The 20463-nt window shown below is 41.1% G+C and carries 13 protein-coding genes and 1 pseudogene; 9 read left to right on the forward strand and 5 right to left on the reverse strand.

The window, feature by feature from the left end; genetic code table 11:
• The first annotated feature begins 34 nt into the window (after positions 1-34).
• Entirely contained in the window at positions 35-538 is a 504-nt protein-coding gene (locus NST39_RS04315; RefSeq protein ID WP_003214123.1) for a DoxX family protein, read from the forward strand.
• Between the two features lie 46 nt (positions 539-584).
• Here the strand turns inward: NST39_RS04315 and NST39_RS04320 are convergent, their stop codons facing one another.
• Positions 585-1172 carry a YjgB family protein gene (locus NST39_RS04320; protein WP_341027258.1) on the reverse strand — a complete coding sequence of 196 codons (588 nt, stop codon included), beginning with the start codon at positions 1170-1172 and terminating at the stop codon, positions 585-587.
• A 307-nt stretch (positions 1173-1479) separates the two neighbouring features.
• Positions 1480-3462 (reverse strand): LTA synthase family protein, encoded by a 1983-nt coding sequence (locus tag NST39_RS04325; protein WP_341027260.1) that lies wholly within the window; start codon positions 3460-3462, stop codon positions 1480-1482.
• A 578-nt stretch (positions 3463-4040) separates the two neighbouring features.
• On the opposite strand from NST39_RS04325, the gene NST39_RS04330 reads away from it, so the two are divergent.
• From NST39_RS04330 to NST39_RS04360, 7 genes and pseudogenes are all read left to right on the forward strand, one after another.
• Positions 4041-5699: a pyridoxal phosphate-dependent decarboxylase family protein gene (locus tag NST39_RS04330; RefSeq protein ID WP_003213862.1), complete on the forward strand. Its 1659-nt coding sequence runs from the start codon at positions 4041-4043 to the stop codon at positions 5697-5699.
• Positions 5700-5730: 31 nt separating this feature from the next.
• On the forward strand, positions 5731-7455 hold the full coding sequence (locus tag NST39_RS04335) for a methyl-accepting chemotaxis protein (RefSeq protein WP_003214104.1): 1725 nt from the start codon (positions 5731-5733) through the stop codon (positions 7453-7455).
• Between the two features lie 78 nt (positions 7456-7533).
• Positions 7534-7913: pseudogene (locus NST39_RS04340) on the forward strand (DnaJ family domain-containing protein).
• Positions 7914-8077: 164 nt separating this feature from the next.
• Positions 8078-9514 (forward strand): PTS system trehalose-specific EIIBC component, encoded by a 1437-nt coding sequence (gene treP, locus NST39_RS04345; RefSeq protein WP_341027265.1) that lies wholly within the window; start codon positions 8078-8080, stop codon positions 9512-9514.
• 15 nt (positions 9515-9529) lie between these two features.
• Positions 9530-11230, forward strand: coding sequence for an alpha,alpha-phosphotrehalase (gene treC / locus NST39_RS04350; protein ID WP_341027267.1), 1701 nt, complete (start codon positions 9530-9532; stop codon positions 11228-11230).
• Between the two features lie 19 nt (positions 11231-11249).
• Positions 11250-11978, forward strand: coding sequence for a trehalose operon repressor (gene treR, locus NST39_RS04355; RefSeq protein ID WP_341027269.1), 729 nt, complete (start codon positions 11250-11252; stop codon positions 11976-11978).
• Positions 11979-12436: 458 nt separating this feature from the next.
• Positions 12437-13429, forward strand: a complete 993-nt coding sequence (locus NST39_RS04360) for a Two component regulator three Y domain-containing protein (RefSeq protein ID WP_341027270.1) — start codon at positions 12437-12439, stop codon at positions 13427-13429.
• A gap of 65 nt (positions 13430-13494) precedes the next feature.
• On the opposite strand, the gene NST39_RS04365 is transcribed toward NST39_RS04360, so the two are convergent.
• A complete protein-coding gene (locus NST39_RS04365) occupies positions 13495-17775 on the reverse strand; it encodes a multifunctional 2',3'-cyclic-nucleotide 2'-phosphodiesterase/3'-nucleotidase/5'-nucleotidase (RefSeq protein WP_341027273.1) in 4281 nt (1426 codons plus the stop codon).
• A gap of 254 nt (positions 17776-18029) precedes the next feature.
• Here NST39_RS04365 and NST39_RS04370 point away from each other — a divergent pair, with 254 nt between their 5' ends.
• Positions 18030-18548 (forward strand): type 1 glutamine amidotransferase domain-containing protein, encoded by a 519-nt coding sequence (locus NST39_RS04370; RefSeq protein ID WP_003214211.1) that lies wholly within the window; start codon positions 18030-18032, stop codon positions 18546-18548.
• A 114-nt stretch (positions 18549-18662) separates the two neighbouring features.
• On the opposite strand, the gene NST39_RS04375 is transcribed toward NST39_RS04370, so the two are convergent.
• On the reverse strand, positions 18663-18878 hold the full coding sequence (locus tag NST39_RS04375) for a DUF1128 domain-containing protein (protein WP_003214000.1): 216 nt from the start codon (positions 18876-18878) through the stop codon (positions 18663-18665).
• Positions 18879-18955: 77 nt separating this feature from the next.
• Positions 18956-20311 (reverse strand): alanine/glycine:cation symporter family protein, encoded by a 1356-nt coding sequence (locus NST39_RS04380; protein WP_065097474.1) that lies wholly within the window; start codon positions 20309-20311, stop codon positions 18956-18958.
• Positions 20312-20463: the final 152 nt, after the last annotated feature.

Consider the following 20463-nt stretch of genomic DNA (forward strand, 5'->3'; position numbering starts at 1 on the left):
AAGAAATTCACATAAATTAAAGGGAGGCATCATCATGTTTACAAAATTCTTACAAACGAATGTATGGGCAGCGGTTATCCTTTTGGCAGCAAGACTTTATATCGGTTGGACTTGGCTCACATCTGGTATAGGAAAACTAACAGGCGGATTCGATGCATCAGGATATTTACAATTTGCAATAGCTGAACCTGTTGTCAAAGATGGAAACCTCGTGTATCCGTTCTATGTATGGTTTTTAGAAAATGTCGCTTTGCCGAATGCTGGACTATTTAGTGCCATGGTCATGTGGGGCGAAATTTTAGTAGGTCTAGGATTAATTGTTGGATTATTCACAACAACTGCAGCCTTTTTCGGAAGCATGATGAATGTCTCTTTCTTACTAGCTGGTACCGTCTCTGTCAACCCGCTTCTTCTGCTCATTGCCATCGTCATCATGGCTGCGAAAGGAAATGCAGGCAAATTTGGACTTGATTATGTCGCAGGTCCAGTCTTGAAACGAACAATGAAAAGAAAGCCGCATTTAGAAGTGGCTTCATAATAAAGAAAAAGCATCCTTAGCTTCTGCTCAAGGATGCTTTTTTTATTTAGGAATCAGCTTTCACCAGATTAATATGCAGGACGGTGAGCTTCTGCTGATTTATATCTGGGTCATTTCCGGCGATAAATTCCAGCTCATAATCTCCAGTACGATACACGTATTTTTTCTCTTTTGTCTGTGGAATGGTGCTGACCGAATCTGCTTGTCCAAGTTGTTTCTTTAATAGGGAAGGGGTCATTCCGCCGATATTCGTTTCTTTTTCTACATTTGTACCGAAATAACGGATTTCGTCAATTTTGCCTTTTGCATCATAATGAAAAGCAAATCCCGGATTCCCCATTTCAGCATGATACAAATCAAAGCTGCTTTGACCTGTTTCTGGATATGGATTTCCTAGTTTATGATGGACATCCATCTTTGTTTGAACTCCAATTTTAAGACCTTTTGCATAATACGGCATTTGTCCATTATGTGCCAGCTCATAAATGTTGTTTAGTGCGGTTTTCGGATCTTGAGGAACGGATTGTTCGACTGCTGTTTTGGTCATGGCGTGTGCTGAGACTGCAGGACTGAATCCAATGAGGGCGGACGTAGCGAGTGAAGCAGTCATGACAAAAGCGGTTGTTTTCTTCATATTAAAATCCCTCCTTCTTCTTTCTATACCCGGTGCAATAGGGGTCAAACGTAAAAAGAACCAGCCGATCATGGATCGGCTGGTTCTTCAGCATGTAGACAAACCCTCGCATTCGTTGTCAGTCCTGCGTGCTGGTGCTCACGAATGTCAAATTCGCTCCGCGCCAGTACTCGTCCTTCCTAGACTTCAAAGGTTTTCTATCAAGCTGAAAAGAAGACAAAGGGCTAAAATCAAGATCATTTTAGCCCTTTGTCAACAATCTGAGAACCAGTCGATCATGGATCGGCTGGTTCTTAAAATGAGAAAGTTATTTTGATGAAGTGCCGGATTTATCTTTGGCGGAAGAGGAATCTTCTTCATCCTGTACTTTCTTTGTATAGTCATATTGATTGCGGTCAATCGGTGTAAAGCCTTTAGGCTTGTAGAAACGGAGTAAATCTTCGGTGACGATCTTATCAGATGTCTCAAGCATCTTTTTCACCGTTTCATTTTCTTGTGATGCCTTATCAGTCGACTCGATTTTCTCGCCTGTTTTGTTGCTGTAATAGTTATTGCCTACTTTTGTGTAATCCTTAGAGACGAAGTCACCATTTCTAAATGGCACAAGCTCTTTGAAGTTCTTCGATAAGATATCAGAACCAGACATTAAATAGTTCTTCGTATCATCACCAAGCAGGTGCAGAAGGGTTGGTGCGACATCGACTTCACCAGAGTATTTATGAATCTGTCCGCCTTTGACGCCTGGTACATGAATAAAGAGCGGTACGCGCATGAGTTGCGCATTTTCATAATCTCCGATTTTTTGTCCTGTCACTTTTTCCATCGCTTCATTGTGGTTTTCAGAAATGCCGTAATGGTCTCCGTACATAATGACGACTGTATTATCATAGAGTCCAGACTTCTTCAGGTCGTTGAAGAACTGTTCAATCGCTTCATCTAAATAATGAGCCGATTGGAAATAGTTATTGACGACAGAGTCTCCGAAGTCACCAGGTTCGAAATCGGTATCCCCTTCATCCATTCCAAATGGGAAATGGTTCGATAACGTAATGAATTTCGAATAAAACGGCTGCTTCAAGTTTTCAAGCATTGGCATAGATTCTTTGAAGAATGGTTTGTCTTTCAGCCCATAGTTCTTCGTATCTTGCTCGTTCATATCGTAATACTCAGAATCGTAAAACCTGTCATATCCAAATGACTTAAACATTTCATTACGGTTCCAGAAGGTTTTCGTATTGCCGTGGAATTCTGCTGACGTGTATTGATCCTTCTTCAGAATGCCAGGAAGTGCTTGATACGTGTTTTGCGCTTTGTTAATAAAAACAGAGCCTTGTGATAATGGGAATAGCCCAGTATCCATCATAAATTCAGCATCAGACGTCTTTCCTTGTCCTGTTTGATGGAAGAAGTTATCAAAGTAAAACGTTTTGTTGTCGTGTGCCAATGAATTAAGGAATGGCGTTACTTCTTTTCCGTTCACTTTGTAATCAATGACAAAGTTTTGCAGAGATTCAAGAGAAATCGTAATCACGTTCATGCCTTTTGCTTTCCCGTAATAAGCCGGGTTAGGATCAGCGCTGTTCGCTTTTAAATAGTTCTCTACATCTGTGACGTCATTTGAATTTGCCAGTGCACGCTGGCTGTTTGACTTCACATTTTGAATGGCATCAAACACAGTAAAGTTATAAGCACCTAAATATTTCACTAAATAATTGCGGTCAAATGCTCTTGATAAAAGCTCTGGACGATCAATCTCTGCAGCGACTAAATTCATCACAAAGATGACAACAGAGGACACAAGGACGAGTCTAAACGATTTTGACTTTTGAACAGGTACAGTAGCTGTACTTGCTTGCTGCTTCTTTTTCATGCGGACTGCGAGTACGATCAAAATGATGGTATCCATAAAGTAAAACATATCAGTCCAACGCATGAGTGAAAATGCACTATCACCTAATTGTCCGCCATTCGTTCCTGCCTGCATCACGGTAGGCAGCGTGATAAAGTCATTGAAGAATCGATAGTACACGATGTTTGCGTATAGTAAAAAAGACATGAAAAAATGAATCACAATGATAGCGGCAGGCTGCCATTTTTTCTTGAACAATAAAGCAAAGCCAAGAAAGAACAAGCTGGAGCTAATAGGATTCACGAAAAGCAAAATATGCTGAAGCACATTTGATATACCAAGTTTAAATTCAATTAAATACGCTGAATACGTTTTGAGCCACAGTAAGATGACTGCAATAACAAAGAAGCCGAGGCCTCGTTTTTGAATAAATGTTTTCATAAAAACACTCCTTTTCTCCGATACACGGAAGAGGCGGAACGAAAGAAAACGAACCATTAGAATATACCATGAAATGATCAAATAGAAAAGTGATAACCGGCGAAGAGTGTCTAGCAGCCTGTCCGAGCAATAAAAGGGAAGAAAACGAAAATATTCACTCTTCGAAAAACTTTTTGTGAAATTCACCCTATTATTGACAGAAAATTCAGGTATTTTCCAGTTGCTATATCAATAAAACAGGTAAAAAGGCACGAGTCTAAAGAATTAATTTGGTTTCTACAATGATGATTTAGAGAGTATTTCCAGTGTTTCTTAATGTTTATGCAGGTTAAGTAAAAAAAATGAGAAGAAGAATGGGGAAAGGACATGGATGAAATTTCCTGATATAAGTTATATTGATATATTTTTTGTTTCATCAACAAAATGGTTTCGATGTGTTTTGTAAGGGTTTTATTTGTTTTGATGAATGAACAAATTATCTAAATATACTTAAGTGGACATTTCGAGACTATAAACTTTTGAATTGGGGTCGATATAGACTTTGACAGGAAATCTTCCATTGAAAGGATTGATAGTATATGACTGTACGAGCAAACAACCTCGTTCAGAACTGGTTTCCGAGTGAGGACGGAAATGCAGCAGAGCGTAAAGAACTCATCAAATTGATGGAGCAGATTGTTTCAGGGGTCGATCACCTGAAAGATCCGAACCGTGCACACCTAAAGGGTGAAAAGAATCGCGAGGAGGATTTTTACCAAAAGCTCACTGAAACAAGTCAAATTCCGTTGAACGGCCAACAAGCGGAACTTGTGAATGAAGAATTACTGAAGCTTTTACATAACCATCCTTACCACACAAAGTATTTCTTCACGAACATTTTGCCGATGGCAAGTACACCAGGAATTCTAGGCATGCTGACGGCGATGCTGGTAAATGGAAACAACCTATGGGATGTGTATGGACCAGCAGGAGCGGAGGCTGAGGTCAGAGTGGTCTCAATGATGTCTAAGCTCATCGGATATGATCCAAGTGTGAGCGGGGGATATACAACATGGGGAGGTCAAGGAGCCATTTTCTCAGGACTGCGTTTAGCGATTGCAAAAGTTGCGCCGGAGTCACTGCGAAAAGGTGTTCCACAAAACCTTTATGCGTTTTGTTCTGATGCGGCACATTACAGCTTATTTAAGTCAATGGAAGCAACAGGACTTGGCACAGACAACTTGATCAGAATTAAAACGAATAAAGATCATTCGATGGATATGGAAGATTTGCGTTGTCAAATGGAACGTGTTGCACAAAATGGCGGAATTCCCGTTTATATTGTCGCAACAACCGGAACAACAGATGCCATTGCAATTGATGATGTAAAAGGGGTACGTGAAACAGCAGAAGCCATTGCTGAGGAGTATGGTCTAAAGGTGCCGCATATTCATGCGGATTCAGCGCTCGGCGGATTCTTTGCTTTCTTTAATGAGTATGATCTAGCTGAAAACCCGCTGCAATTCTCAGACGGTGTTCTTCGTATGCTAAAAGAAATCAAAGCGAAATTCCAGCATCTTTCTCTTGCTGACACGATGTGCTTTGACTTTCAAAAGCTCGGCCAAACACCTTACACATCTAGTTTATTCTTAGTGAAAAACGCGGCAGACCTAAAGCGTTTAGATCTGGAAGAACAAGAGACACCATACGTTGGTCATAGAGGCTACGGCGAATACCATACAGGTTATACGCTGGAATGCTCAAGAATGGGAAGCTCGATCAGTATGCTGAGTGTGCTGTTAACGTTTGGAGTTGAAGGCTACCAGCGCTTGCTCGGTCAATTCTTAGAAGTGAACCTTGCCTTCAGAGAAGCACTCAGTCAAGAAATTCCGCAAGCAGAAGTCGTAAATGATGACAACGTCGGAATGGCTACATTATTTAGAATTTACCTAGACGGCTCACCACGCTTTCAAGAAGAAATTTCAGGCGAAGCGACGGCAATGGAAATTGAGCGGAACAATGAATTGAACAAAATGCTGTTTGAAAAGCTTGGAGAGAAACGAGACGAAATGTTCTTTGGTGATACAACGAAGTTCTTACTTGTAAATGCAAAAGAAGGACAAGAATTCTATCTAAGTGTTAGTAAGTTTTTTGTCATCTCACCTTATACGTTACCAGAGCATATCCCACATATCGTATCTTATTTAAAAGATGTGATCGCATCTGTTTGTGGACAATTTGAACATGTACATGCTTAAATCAAATCTGAGAGTGGAGATGTAGGAAAAAATGGCGAAACAAAGGAAATTTGGAGGACTCACGATATCCTCTAAAATCATGTCAGTCGTTGTCGTAACATTACTCGCAACCGTTGCACTATTCGTTCTAACATTTTATCTAGTCAGCCAGGATTTATCATCCCAGTTATTAAAGCAATTTGATTATCGATTAACAACAGATGTTGATACAGCGAAGAAAGAGATCGATAATCTGGATGGGAACGTCCTTGGTATTAGTGGGAAAGATGATCCCCTTTATGTGGAGGTCAAAAAGAAATTCACAGAGCTTCAAGAAGATCATACGCTTGAGAACTTATACGTGCTATCTAATAAAGGCGGCAAAGAAAGAATTATTATATTAACCGGGGAAGAAAATGATTTTGATCAAGATTATGTATTTTCAGATGAGATGAAACAAGCTCTTTCTGAAGATAAAATAGTCAAAAGTGATATTTACAAAGATTCATTTGGAACACATAAATCAGTCTTTTTACCAATTAAAGATTCAGGCGGTGAGCTGACGGGTATTTTAGGAATTGATTTAGATGCGTCAGTTGTGCCAGAAACAACGAAGAAGCTGACGATCTATATCACAGTGGCCTCTGCCATTGTGCTCATCGGTGGATTACTCTTCTCATTCTTTATGGGAAGAAGAATTGCGAAACCAGCACGTTCCTTGATGGAATCAGCGAACCGAATTGCTGACGGTGATTTAACTGGTATGGTAGAGGTTGAAAGTAAAGATGAGATCGGCCAGCTTGCCGCATCCTTCCAAAAGATGCAGGGGCGGATCAAAGAGCTTATTTCGAAAATCTCTCACTCATCTAGTGAAGTGTCTAAAATGTCATCACAGCTTCGTACGGTGACGACCGAATCGAGTCAAAGTGCGCAGCAAGTATCAGAAGCTATGACGAATATGAGTGAAGGAATCAATGATTCTGTCGCAAATATTACGGATTGTACGACATCCGTTGCTGAGATCGATACTCAAATCGAAGGCGTCACAAAAGAAGTCGATGAAATGAAATCTGTTTCATCTGACGTACAAGAGCAGTCAGAATCTGGTCAAAAATTAGTGAACCATGTGCTTGATCATCTGAATATGCTACATGATAAGATGACCAACTCAAAGCAGGCAGCAGAAGAATTACAATCTCATTCAACGGAGATTGAAAGTGTCATCTCGATCATTACGGACATTTCAGCCCAAACGAATCTGCTTGCACTGAATGCTTCAATTGAAGCGGCACGTGTTGGAGAAGAAGGAAAAGGGTTTGCTGTTGTGGCAGATGAGGTGCGCAAGTTAGCTGAGCAATCAGCGGATGCGGCTAAAACCGTTTCAGACCTTGTCATCGGCACACAGGAAAACAGTCAGCGCGTTCTTGAAAGCGTAGAGGAAAGCAGTAAAGCAGTGGAAGAAGGACGTGAGCAAATGAAAGGCACGTCACAGAACTTTACTGGTATTTACGACGGAGTGTCTCAATTTGCAAGCAGAACGAACAATTTGCTTCAATCCATTAAGCAGGTAGAACGAGCATATCAAACGATTTCTACATCGATTGAACAAATTTCTGTTGTGTCAGAAGAACATGCAGCCAGCTCTCAAGAAGTAGCGGCAGCAACAGAACAGCAAAGTGCTGGCATGCAGCAAATTTCAAGTGCGATTGAACAGCTCTCTGATATGTCAGAGGACTTAGCACATATGGTTTCTACTTTCAAAATCGACAATAAATAACGAGAAAGCTGACTCTTGTGAGAGAGTCAGCTTTTTTGCTATGCTTAATCAAATCGTTTCAAACGAAAGGAGAGCGCCATGGATTTTGCGCAGAGATTATCAGAAGAACGGATCAAAAAAGCGATAGATCACGGGGCTTTTGAAGGATTATCTGGCTTTGGCAAACCTCTGCCTAAAGATGGCGCTTACCTGAAGAATTAAGAATGGGCTACCGGATGATGAAAAATGCTGGCTTTGCTGGGGAAGAAACAGCACTGAAAAAAGAACTCATGACCGTCAAAGAGCTGCTTCACTCCAGTATAGACGGAGAGGAAAGAAAAAAGCTTTCTCTCATATGTGAAGAAAAACAAAAACGACTGGATGAACTCACATCTAAGCGCCAAACTTTTGCCCGTCCAGCCTCCTCCTTTTATAAAAACAGGGTCTACGAAAAATTAACGGCGCATAAAAAAAGATGATGACACGCTGCCTCTCCTGAGCACATTGAGGGGGCTTTTTTTATGAAAGCGCTACATTTTGTTATTGACTACATGTATATACAAATATAAAATAATAATCAAACATGTATATACAAGTTTTTTGGTTCTTTTTTCTTATAAAAAACGATCTCGGAGGGGATAGCATGGCTGATTACCAGGCAGCAGCAGATCAGATTGTGAAAGCCATCGGCGGCAAAGAAAATATTGATCAAGCGACACATTGTGTGACAAGGCTGCGCTTTGTGCTGAAGGATGAAGGAAAGGTTGATGAGAAAGCACTTGAACAAATAGAAGAAGTGAAGGGATCTTTCTCAGCGAACGGTCAATACCAAGTGGTGATCGGCCAAGGGGTCGTCAATCGGGTATATGCCGAAATGGTGAAACAGACGGGGATTGGGGAAGCCACAAAAGAGGATGTGAAGCGTGCCTCTGATCAAAAATTAAATCCATTGCAGCGTGCTGTGAAAACGCTTGCGGATATTTTTATTCCGATTCTTCCTGCCATCGTCACCGCCGGCTTATTATTGGGGATTCATAATATTTTAACAGCTCCTGATATTTTCTTTGATCAAAAATCGATAGTAGATGTGTATCCGGCATGGGCTGATTTAGCGAATATGATCAACTTGATTGCAGGCACTGCCTTCACATTCCTGCCCGCATTAATCGGCTGGTCAGCCGTGAAGCGGTTTGGAGGAAATCCACTTTTAGGGATGGTTCTTGGGCTGATGCTCGTACACCCAGATTTATTAAATGCGTGGGGTTATGGAGCGGCTGAAAAGTCCGGTGAGATTCCTGTCTGGAATTTGTTTGGACTTGAAGTGCAAAAGGTAGGCTATCAAGGACAGGTTCTTCCGATACTCGTCGCCTCGTATTTACTAGCGAAGCTCGAATTGTTTATCACAAAACGGACACCTGAAAGCATTCAGCTATTAGTGGTTGCTCCGATTACGTTATTAGTTATTGGCTTTTTATCCTTTATCGTCATTGGACCTATTACATTTGCAATCGGCAACGTGTTAACATCTGGACTTGTCGCTGTATTCCAGCAGTTTGCAGCACTAGGTGGTCTATTATACGGCGGTTTGTATGCGGCGTTAGTCATTACTGGAATGCATCATACGTTCCTTGCTGTTGATATTCAATTGATTAATTCAAAACTGCATGGCACGTTTCTATGGCCAATGCTCGCACTGTCTAATATTGCACAAGGATCAGCCGCACTTGCGATGATGTTTGTTTTGAAAGATGAAAAGCAAAAAGGTCTCTCGCTCACATCAAGTATTTCTGCTTACTTAGGAATTACAGAGCCAGCAATGTTTGGCGTCAACTTGCGCTACCGATTCCCATTTATTTTCGCACTCATTAGCTCTGGTTTAGCCGGTATGTTTATCGCCTCTCAAGGGGTGCTGGCAAGCTCAGTTGGTGTTGGGGGCATTCCAGGAATCTTCTCTATTATCCCGAAATATTGGGGTGCATTTGCGATAGGGATGGTCATTGTCCTCATCGTCCCATTCATCGGAACCCTTTTGTATGCAAAGTTGAAAAAGAAGAAAGATGTATTACAAGAACTTAACTAGTGGTGGTGAAGGAAATTGAAACAACAAACAAACGAACCGTGGTGGAAAAAAGCGGTGGTCTACCAAATTTATCCGAAGAGCTTTTTAGATACAACGGGCTCAGGTACAGGCGATATCAATGGTGTGACAAAAAAGCTCGATTATATCAAACAGCTTGGGGCGGACTGTATTTGGCTCACGCCAATGTATGAGTCCCCGCAGCATGACAACGGCTATGATATTAGTGATTATACAAAAATCCATGACATGTACGGCACAATGGCGGATTTTGAACACATGCTGAAAGAAGCCCATGATCGAGGTATACGAGTCATCATGGATTTAGCCGTCAATCATACATCCATTTTCCATAAGTGGTTTCAAGCATCACGCGAGTCAAAGAATAATCCTTATCGAGATTATTATATTTGGAAGGAGCCCAAGGCGGACGGATCACCGCCGAATGATTGGCAGTCAAAATTTGGCGGTCCGGCATGGGAGCTAGATGAAGAAACAGGAGAGTATTTTCTTCATTTATACGATGTCACCCAAGCGGATCTCAATTGGGAAAAGGATGAGGTGCGCAGGCAAGTATATGACATCATGCATTTTTGGTTTGAAAAAGGAATTGATGGATTCAGGCTGGATGTCATCAACAACATCTCAAAGGATCAACGCTTCTTAGATGACGCCGGGCAGTCTGTGCAAGGAGACGGCCGGATGTATTATACGGATGGTCCAAGAATTCATGAGTTTCTGCACGAAATGAACCAAGAGGTTTTTTCGAAATATGACAGCATGACAGTTGGAGAAATGTCTTCAACGAATATTGCAGACTGCATTCGGTATACAAGACCGGATCGGCAGGAGCTGGATATGACGTTTAATTTCCATCATTTAAAGGTCGATTATCCAAACGGAGAAAAATGGGCTCTCGCACCGTTTGATTTTCAGGAATTGAAGTCGATTCTGTCTGAGTGGCAGACGAAAATGCATGAGGGCGACGGCTGGAATGCTCTTTTCTGGTGCAATCATGATCAGCCGCGTATCGTCTCAAGATACGGTGATGATGAAACATATCATCAGCAATCAGCGAAGATGCTGGCGACCACCATTCATCTCATGCAAGGGACTCCATATATTTATCAAGGTGAAGAGATTGGCATGAAGAATCCTCAGTTTGAGGACATCTCATCTTACCGTGATATCGAATCACTCAATATGTATGAAGCCATGCTTGAAAAAGGGAAATCAAAGGAAGAAGCGCTCGCCATCTTACAGGTCAAGTCAAGAGATAATGCGAGAACACCGATGCAGTGGACCTCAGAAAAGAACGCAGGTTTTTCAAAAGGGACACCTTGGATTGAGCCAGCCAATAACGACATTTCGGTCGAAACTTCATTAAAAGACCAGACGTCTATTTTCTACCACTATCAAGCCCTTTGCAGGCTGCGTAAAGAATTTGACGTGATCACATATGGAAGCTTCACCTTACTCTTAGCAGATGACCCGAAGGTTTTTGCTTATGTGAGAGAAAGCGTTGAGGAGAAGCTTCTTGTGATCAATCACTTTTATGCAGGAGAGACGGACTTTACGCTTCCTGATGAGCTTATGCATGCTGTAGAAGAGATGGAGGGGCAAGTGCTGTTATCCAATTATGAGGATGCACCGGCAAGTATGAAGGGATTTACGTTGCGTCCATATGAGTCAATCGTTTATCATTTAACCAAACGCTAGAAAATGGGGCGGAGGGAAAATGAAAGAGAATAAGTTTCGAGTGATTTATGATCAGCTCGCAAAACGAATTGAACAAGGTGAATGGCAGGATAAAGGCATTCTGCCATCAGAGCATGAGCTGTCCTTGATGTATGACACATCCCGTGAGACGGTAAGAAAGGCATTAAATATCCTTGTGCAAAATGGCTATATCCAAAAAATCCGCGGCAAAGGCTCTGTCTTGCTGAATCGAGAGAAAATGCAATTCCCCGTCTCGGGTCTTGTCAGCTTTAAAGAACTTTCCCAAACGCTTGGCCGAAAGACCGTTACGACGGTTCACGAATTTGGTTTAATCAAACCGGATCAGTATATTCAGTCTCAACTGAAAATTAATGGGCAGGAGGATGTCTGGGAAGTCATTCGATCTCGTAATATTAGCGGAGAAGAAGTGATTTTAGACAAGGATTACTTTTTGCAAAAGCATGTGTCGGTCTTGTCGAAGGACATATGCGAAGGATCCATCTACGAGTATATTGAAGGAGAGCTCGGTGTATCAATCAGCTATGCCCAAAAGGAATTTGTGATAGAGCCATGTACAGAAGAGGACGCCAAGTATCTTGATTTGAACGGGTTTGACCATGTCGTCGTTGTGAAGAATTACGTGTTCTTAGAAGATACAAGTTTATTTCAATACACAGAAAGCCGTCACCGATTAGACCGCTTCAGATTCGTCGATTTTGCAAGAAGAGAAAAAGTGGACAGAGCCTAAGCTCTGTCCTTTTCTTTTAAGAAGACATCTTGATTCGTGTATTGAAAGTCATTCAAGATACGTAAAAATCCAATGATATCAAAAGATAATGTGGTTATCAGCTGAAGTCACCGATTTGGAAACCATTTTACACAGTCTGATACTTATTCCAGAAAATGAATTATTCTAGAACATGAAGACAGTATGCAAAAGAGTTTCTGCTATTAAATTAGTAGAAAAAAAGGTTGCTGGGTCTCGAATTCTGTATATTATTTTGTAATGAAATGATAATATATATATAGAATTTAGGGAGGATGTACTAATAGAAGAAAAATTTGAAAATCGAATAGGTGTATTCTATTTTATAAAAAAGTGCATTAAAAGAAGATCAAGAAATTGAAAGTAAGAACGAGGAAGTAGTGTCCCTCCTAAATATAAAAGAAAATAACATAATGAAAAATTTTGTGGAGAGTGAATGAATGTTTAAGGATGAAAAAACTTTCGATAGTGAAAAGAGTGTAAAGTATGTATTTAGAAAATCTTTCAAAGAAACAGATGCGCTTGTCATTGTCTTTTCTGCATTCCAAAAAATTGGTTCACCACCTAGCTATAACTATGTTCGAACGATAGAAGAGTTTGATTGCAATAAATTGTTCATATTAGATGATTTCGGGGCAAGGGCTTCTTATTATTTGTGTGAAAATAGGGACTTTTCGATTGAACGCTCGGTAATAAAATTGATCAAGAAAATCATCGAAGAAAATGACATAAAGACAGTCATATCTGCTGGATCTAGCAAAGGTGGATACGCTGCAATGTATTATGGAATAAAATACGGATTCGATTATATAATTTCTGCTTCTCCGCAATATTTACTAGGTGACTATTTACTAGAACAAACGAGAACGAACGAAGTTGTAAAATTTATGGCCGGAAATGACTTAGAGGGAGATCATATTTTTTTAAACACGATAATGAAAAATATGATAATCAAAACTCACAACAAGCCAAATATTTTGATACATTTAGGTAAAGGCGAAATGCATTATCAAAAACATGTACTGCCTTTAACGAAAGATCTAGATGATGCTGGATTACAATATAATCTCGACCTAGGAGATTATGATAAACATAGTGATGTAGCAAAGGCATTTCCACCAATATTAAAGGGGAAAATAAGGGAATATATAGGATACCCAAGTCTGGATATTGAGATTCAAAGAAACAGTGTTGATGGTAGTTATAAATTTATTGCAAAAACAGAGACTGATAATAAAGTTGCTTGGTATGTCTATCAAAACAATAAAAAGATAGATGTAAAAAACTATTCACTAGACAAATTTTATGATTTAAAGACAACAAATCATGGGGAATACAAAGTTAAGGCATTTGCACAAAATGAGAAAGGGCTAAAGGTATCTTTATTTTCCGAGCCAATCATTATTCAAATGGAACAAACTATTCAGTCGTAATTAGTTAAAGGAAGACAAAATCATTGCATGAAAAAAGGACAGAGCCTAGGCTCTGTCCTTTTCTATTAAGATGATACTTTGTTTCGTGTGCGCTTGCGCTGGTAGTAATAAAGGATACCGCCTGAGGCGAGCATGAGTAAGCCAATCAATACCGCTGTATACATCATCGTTGCCGTATTCGGCAGTGTGCCGCCTGGTAAGCCGCTTCCATCCTGATTTGGATCCGAACCGCCTGGAGCAGAAGTTCCACCGTCTCCTCCAGTTTGGTCTGGAGCTGTTCCAGCAGCTTCGCTTTGATTGAGTACGGTGTATTCACTAAAGTGCTCCGTTTTACCTGAGACAATCCCGTTTTCGAATGAACCGTTACTTGTTTTGGCATAGCGGTTTTTCTCACGATCGACATAATAGACACCTGGTTTCTTCGCTTTTTCAGGCGCGTCTAATGTAAAGAACAGTGTGACGGGATCTTTAAAGGTAGACACATTTTTCTGATCTTGTTTGATTTGGAAATCATACGTGCCGGTTAATGCGTTCTTCACCTTATCTGTTTTTGCCATCCGTATATCTGCACTTTTCTCTGACAAATTGGAAAGCGGTAATTCTAGCCCCACTTTGTCATGATAGATGGTGACGTTTGGATCTTGCTCTCTTTTTTTCAGCTCGGCTACTTGTGCTTTTGATAGAGACAATTGAACGTTTTTCGCTTTGCTTGCTTTGTCTAGATAGAGCAATGCTTTGTTTGTATGCTGTACATACGTTTGGAATTTCTTGTAATCTCGAATGTCATAAGCGCCTTTTCCTTTCACGCGAGGAAGGAATACTTCTTTCACCCTGTGATCGATAACAGGCGAAATTTGACCGTCTGCCTTTTCAATTTGCTCTTTGAAAATTTCATAGTCGACATACCCTAAGTCTTCACCGTGAGAGGCTTCTGTAAAGACGCTGTAGCCGTCGCCACCTGTGCCAACAAATGCGTTTGTGGCTACGCGGTATGTTTTCTCATCATCAATGTCTGTCAGTTGACCTTTTTGATCTTTCAGTTTCACATCAATTAGTCTGCTGCCAGCTGGTTTACTGAGCGTAAACGTATATTCAATGCCGGCTACATGAGGGAATGCGCCACCGCCTTCCTCAATGCCTGACAGCCCTTGTTCGAGAGCTTTCTTAATTTGACTGCCTTTTAAATCTGCGACATAAAGTGTATTTCCAAAAGGCATCACCGTTAAAATATCACCTAAAGTGATATCACCTTTTTCGATGCTTCCACGAATACCGCCGCCGTTTGTGATGGCAAGGTCAGCTCCAGCAGATTCTTGCGCTTTCTGCAGCATGCCGTCGGCGATAAAGTTCCCAAGATTCGTTTCTTTCGCACGGACATGCTCACGTTGACCATCTAAAAGAACATCTGTATGGCCGACTTTTTCTGTTTTTAAATCTTGAATATCTGCTTTGTATCCATCAAGGATCGCTTTTGCCTCTGCATCTTCTTTGACAGAGTCATCGATCGGAATCAGGTCAAAAGAAGATTCTTTTGGCTGGATGACACCTTTTTTGTCAAAGGCTACGTCTACTTTTCCTAAAAATTGTCCATAATCTTTCACTTGAGCGACAATCGTAGGTTCTTTTTTATTGATGACCTTTAATTTTTCTACAAGTGTGTGCGTGTGACCGCCAATGATTAAATCAATCCCATCGACTTTTTGAGCGAGCTCAAGATCACGGTTGTAGCCAATGTGTGTTAACGCTATGATTTTATTGATTTTTTCTTCTGTTTGAATGGTGTTGACTGTTTCTTTTGCTTTCTTGTACGCATCTTTAAATTGAATGTTAGGACCGCTGCTGGATGTAATGGCTGTGTCTTCAGTCGTTAAACCGAATACGGCCACCTTTTCACCGTTTACATCGAGCAGGATGTAAGGGTAAATCCCGGCTTCTTTTTTCTCACCAGCTTTAAATAAGGCTGGTTTTTTCATTAAGTCACTCAATTGTTTTTCCTTCGAGACATCCACGTTTGATGACACGATCGGGAATCGAGGCTTTTCAAATTGATGACGGTTTTTCGGATCGACATCTGATGCATCACCTGTCAGGAATTGACGGAGTACAGAAGGACCTTTGTCAAATTCATGATTACCAAACGTCATGGCATCGTATTTCATTAAGTTCATCAATTTCAGATCGGCAAGCCCTTGCCACTTTGTGAAGTACAGGTCACCAGAGAAGACATCTCCAGCGTCTAATAGAATATTGTTCTTGTTTTCAGCACGGACTTCTTTGATCTTTGTTGCGCGTCTTGCCGCATCATCAAGGTGTGCGTGTGTATCGTTCGTATGCATCACTGTTAAATTCCAGTTGTCTGATGTAGGCGGTTCTGTTGTGCCATCGTCTTTAAAGGCTAGCTTGTACACACCAAGACCATCTGTACTTGCGTTACGAATAAAGTCTACGCTGCTTGATTCTTTAGCAAACGGTTTGGCTAAAAGAGAAGATTCAAAAGTGACTGTTGCGCCTTTGATCGGTGCAATAGACCAGTTTTGATCTGCACTTGGGTTGATCGTTTTTTGTTCGATAATATAATCCATCAGTACTTGACGGTTCTCATCTGCTGAGGCAAGCACTACTTTATCTTGCGTCAGGTGAGGGAAGCCTCCGCCGCCAGAAGCACGATAGTTATTTGTTACGACTAAAAATTCTTGATTGTCAGAGACGGGTTTCCCGTTGTAAGACAGGTTTTTGATGCGGTTGGCATTGGCGTTGAGAAGTGTGCCTGTTGTGCTGTATTTAGCAGGTTGCGTCACATCGACTTGATATGTCACGCCATCAATTACATCAAAGTTATACGAGCGGTATTCCTCGTTTAAAATCGGCTGTTCTTTTGCATCGTTCGGTTTGATCTGATTAAACTGACCGGCAGACATTTCTAACCAGTCTTTCACTTCACTGCCTTTCAGTTTCACAATCTGCACAGTGTTATCGTAAAGGTAGAGATCGCCGATATTCTTAATCGCTAAATCTCCTTTTGCGATATTTGTATAATAGTTTACACCGTTTCGGCCGCCGGCTTTAAACGGAGCACCTGCAGATAAAATCGGTAAATTTTTATACGATGTGTCCTTCATTTTTTCTTGTGCATACCATTTTTGGGCATCTGTCACAATTTGAATCGAAGGGTCATCCATCACTTGAGCAAAAAAGCTATTAATGTCTGCTTCTGTTTTGCCAACAGGCTTTCTCACGTAATCAAGTGTGTTTTGATGCGTTGTTTGAATGGCGTCTTTTACGGTACTGTTTTGAGATGATACTCCGGCAACAGATTCGATCTTGCCTGTTCCGTCTGTGACCTTCCAGTTGCTGCCGTCAGGCTCTAGTGTTAAATCAATGACCCCGAGGTAGCTGCCCCAGTTTTTTGACATGACGACTGGGATGCCATTGATGGTTCCTTTTGAGACATTGAATTTGTCGACGCCGTTATATTCAGCGCTTGGGAATGTGCCATGCTGGTGGCCTGATACAATGGCATCGATGCCTTTTGTTTTCGTGGCAAGGTCAAAGATCATATTTTCTGATCCTTTAGGTGAAGCGGTTTTTTCAATTCCTGTATGAGCAAGAGCGACAATGACATCTGCGCCTTTCTCTTTCATTTCAGGAATGGTTTCATTGGCAGATTCGACGATGTCCTGCACTTGGACTTGTCCATCTAAATGCTTCTTATCCCACGTCATAATTTGTGGTGGAACGAATCCTATGTAACCAACTTTCACAGTTTGTGAGGCTCCGTTTGCATCTTTAAAGGTTTTATCTTGGATCACATAAGGTGTAAAACGGTGTTCTCCATTTAGCTTTTTGACGTTCGCATTGACAATCGGGAAGTTGGCGCCCGCAATGGTACCGTCAAGGAAGGATAATCCGTAGTTAAATTCATGATTGCCAAGTGTTCCTGCATCGTATTTTAGTTTGTTGAGTGTATGAATAATAGGGTGAACCTTTGTTTGATTGATGATGCTGTCTTTCTCATGTTTGTAAACGTATTCTCCAAGAGGGGTTCCTTGAATCAAGTCTCCGTTATCCACAAGGAGTGTATTTGGGTTTTGTGATCGGTGCTTGTCAATGAGCTCGGCTGTTTTTGCCAAACCAAATTCATTTGTTTCTTTGTCGCTGTAATAATCATAATTCATCATGTTCGCATGAACATCGGTTGTGGCTAAGATGCTGACCTTTACGGCTTTGCCGTTTTCTGTTTCTGCATGAGTAGGTACTGCTGGGAGAATGAGACTAATCATCATAATGGAAGTGAGCAGAATAGACAGGTTTTTCCTTCGTTTAGACCTATGTGCTTGCTTCTTCACCTGATCTCCGCCTTTCTAATTTTTTTGACCACAATACCTATTGTAGAAATGTTTCGTTAACTTTTGTAGTTATTTTTTGCAGATTATTGTAAAGATAACATAAATCATACGAATTACCTTGTTGAGGGAATGTGAATGAGTCGAAATGCTTATTTTTATCATAAGGGGTTTTCTGATAGGGATAGGATGTTTGATTTCAACATGCCCGGGTATAGTGTGTAGTGTAAACGATAATCAAGCAGGAGGGTTTCTACATGGGTAAGAAAATTGCAGTTGTATTAACAGATTACTTTGAGGATGTTGAATTCACCGAGCCTGCAAAAGCCTTTAAAGATGCAGGTCATGAGATCACAGTCATTGAAAATGAAAAAGGAAAAACAGTGAAAGGGAAGCAAGGAGAGGCAGAAGTGAGAGTGGATGCGTCTATTGACAACGTGAAGCCTGAAGACTTCGATGCACTTCTCATTCCTGGCGGTTTCTCACCAGATATTCTGCGTGCAGATGATCGTTACGTCCAATTCACTAAAGCATTTATGGATGAGAAAAAACCAGTATTTGCGATCTGTCACGGACCGCAATTGCTCATTACAGCGAAGGCGCTTGAAGGAAGAGGCGCGACTGGGTATACATCCATCAAAGTCGATATGGAAAACGCAGGCGCTAAATTTAAAGACGAAGAAGTCGTCGTTTGTCAGGATCAGCTTGTGACAAGCCGTACACCTGATGACATTCCAGCCTTTAACCGTGAATCATTAAAACTGCTTGAGAAATAAACCGCAGTTGTAAAAGGATATAAAAAAGCCAGCATCTTGCGGGGTGCTGGCTTTTTGTGTGCATGATGTAAGAAAACTGCGTGTAGACCATAAAAACAGTTTCCTTTTGCACCATTATTTTCTTAAGTTTTTTAGCTCGCTTGCGATGGCTTGCATTTCACTTGGGCTGAATGAAGATTTTTTCATTACCATTTGGTGAAGAAATTCGATATCTTCGTACTTGTCTGGACTGAAGTCTTCTGCTTTGATGACTCCAATATTCAGCATATTTAACTTTTGCGAAATGTCTTCAATCAGCTGATTGACTTCAGCCGCTTTTTGCTCTGACAAGGGCGGCACGTCCTTTCCTGCATATGTGTTGAATAATATGTCTATTTTAACAGAAAAGCAAAAGAATAAAAGAGCTATTAAGACGATACGGAGATGTTTTTCTCCTTTTTCTCCTGCTTCATCTTATCAATGATTCGTTTGGATTCAAATACGACAACCCCTGATAAACCGATGAGCCCAATTAAGTTTGGAATCGCCATCAGTCCATTCAGCATATCTGCCACACCCCAGACGAAGTCATTTTTAAACACGGCACCGAAAAAGACAGCAATAACAAACACGATGCGATAATACATGACGTAAGAATCCTTCGCCAAATATGTAAAGCATTTTTCGCCATAATAGGACCAGCCAATGATGGTGGAATAGGCAAACAAGAGCAGGCCGATTGCCACAATGGTTGAGCCAACTGGACCGAGGAAATGTGCAAAGGATAACGAGGTGAGTGCATCACTTTTCACTGTTAAATACATATCTGCCATGACAATGGTAATGCCTGTGATAGAACAAACAATGATTGTATCGATAAACACTTGCGTCATAGAGACGAGAGCTTGACGGGCAGGCATATCCGTTTTCGCAGCCGCAGCAGCAATTGGTGCTGACCCAAGACCTGCTTCATTGGAAAATACTCCTCGTGCCACACCCCAGCGAATGACAGTCCCAATTGCACCACCTGCCACGGCTTGACCGGTAAAGGCATCTGAGAAAATAAGACCGACTGCGCCTGGAACAAGATCAGCATTCATAACAAGAATGATCAGACCGCAAATGACGTAAAATAAAGCCATGACCGGTACAAATATAGATGTGACCCGGCCAATGCTTTTAATTCCGCCTAAAATCACAAGTGCCGTAAAAGCTGTAATGATGATACCTGTTATCCATGTTGGAATTTGAAAAGTAGAATTCATAACGCCTGAGATGGAATTAGACTGTACCAGGTTGCCGATCCCAAAGGCAGCACTGGCACCGAAAACAGCAAATAGCACCCCTAGCCATTTCTGCTTTAACCCGTGCTCTAAATAATACATAGGTCCTCCAGACATTTCGCCTTTTTCGTTTTTGACCCTGTATTTCACAGCAAGAACAGCTTCTGCAAACTTGGTGGCCATCCCGAAAAATGCAGCAAACCACATCCAGAATACTGCACCAGGACCACCCGCTATAACAGCCGAGGCCACACCTACGATATTTCCTGTACCGACAGTTGCAGCAAGAGCCGTCATTAACGCTTGGAAATGGGAAATATCCCCTTCTGATATTTTGTCTTGTTTTGAAAAAGCGAGCTTTAAAGAATAAGGAAGTAATCTAATTTGAATGAAGAGAACGCGAAAGGTGAGGTATATTCCAGTACCAACAATTAAAATCAACAGGGGAGGCCCCCACAAAAAATTGTTCATCGTTGTGACAAACTGCTCAATTATCCCCATCTAATATCCCCCTTTGTTTGTATAATTCTCCTAAAGTTTCTCCTGTTTTTGTGTATTTTGTCAATGCCGATGAGAGTTTTTCTTGCAAAGTTTCCAAAAGAAAAAGGGCTTGATATGATAGAGAAAAGGTTTTCGAAAAGAACTCTTAGGGA

This window comes from Bacillus sp. FSL W8-0645, assembly GCF_038007905.1.
Taxonomy (GTDB): Bacteria; Bacillota; Bacilli; order Bacillales; family Bacillaceae; genus Bacillus; species Bacillus pumilus.

Coding starts and splice junctions, on each gene's coding strand:
- NST39_RS04315 (WP_003214123.1), top strand. CDS start 35: ATGTTTACAAAATTCTTACAAACGAATGTATGGGCAGCGGTTATCCTT.
- NST39_RS04320 (WP_341027258.1), bottom strand. CDS start 1,172: ATGAAGAAAACAACCGCTTTTGTCATGACTGCTTCACTCGCTACGTCC.
- NST39_RS04325 (WP_341027260.1), bottom strand. CDS start 3,462: ATGAAAACATTTATTCAAAAACGAGGCCTCGGCTTCTTTGTTATTGCA.
- NST39_RS04330 (WP_003213862.1), top strand. CDS start 4,041: ATGACTGTACGAGCAAACAACCTCGTTCAGAACTGGTTTCCGAGTGAG.
- NST39_RS04335 (WP_003214104.1), top strand. CDS start 5,731: ATGGCGAAACAAAGGAAATTTGGAGGACTCACGATATCCTCTAAAATC.
- treP (WP_341027265.1), top strand. CDS start 8,078: ATGGCTGATTACCAGGCAGCAGCAGATCAGATTGTGAAAGCCATCGGC.
- treR (WP_341027269.1), top strand. CDS start 11,250: ATGAAAGAGAATAAGTTTCGAGTGATTTATGATCAGCTCGCAAAACGA.
- NST39_RS04360 (WP_341027270.1), top strand. CDS start 12,437: ATGTTTAAGGATGAAAAAACTTTCGATAGTGAAAAGAGTGTAAAGTAT.
- NST39_RS04370 (WP_003214211.1), top strand. CDS start 18,030: ATGGGTAAGAAAATTGCAGTTGTATTAACAGATTACTTTGAGGATGTT.
- NST39_RS04380 (WP_065097474.1), bottom strand. CDS start 20,311: ATGGGGATAATTGAGCAGTTTGTCACAACGATGAACAATTTTTTGTGG.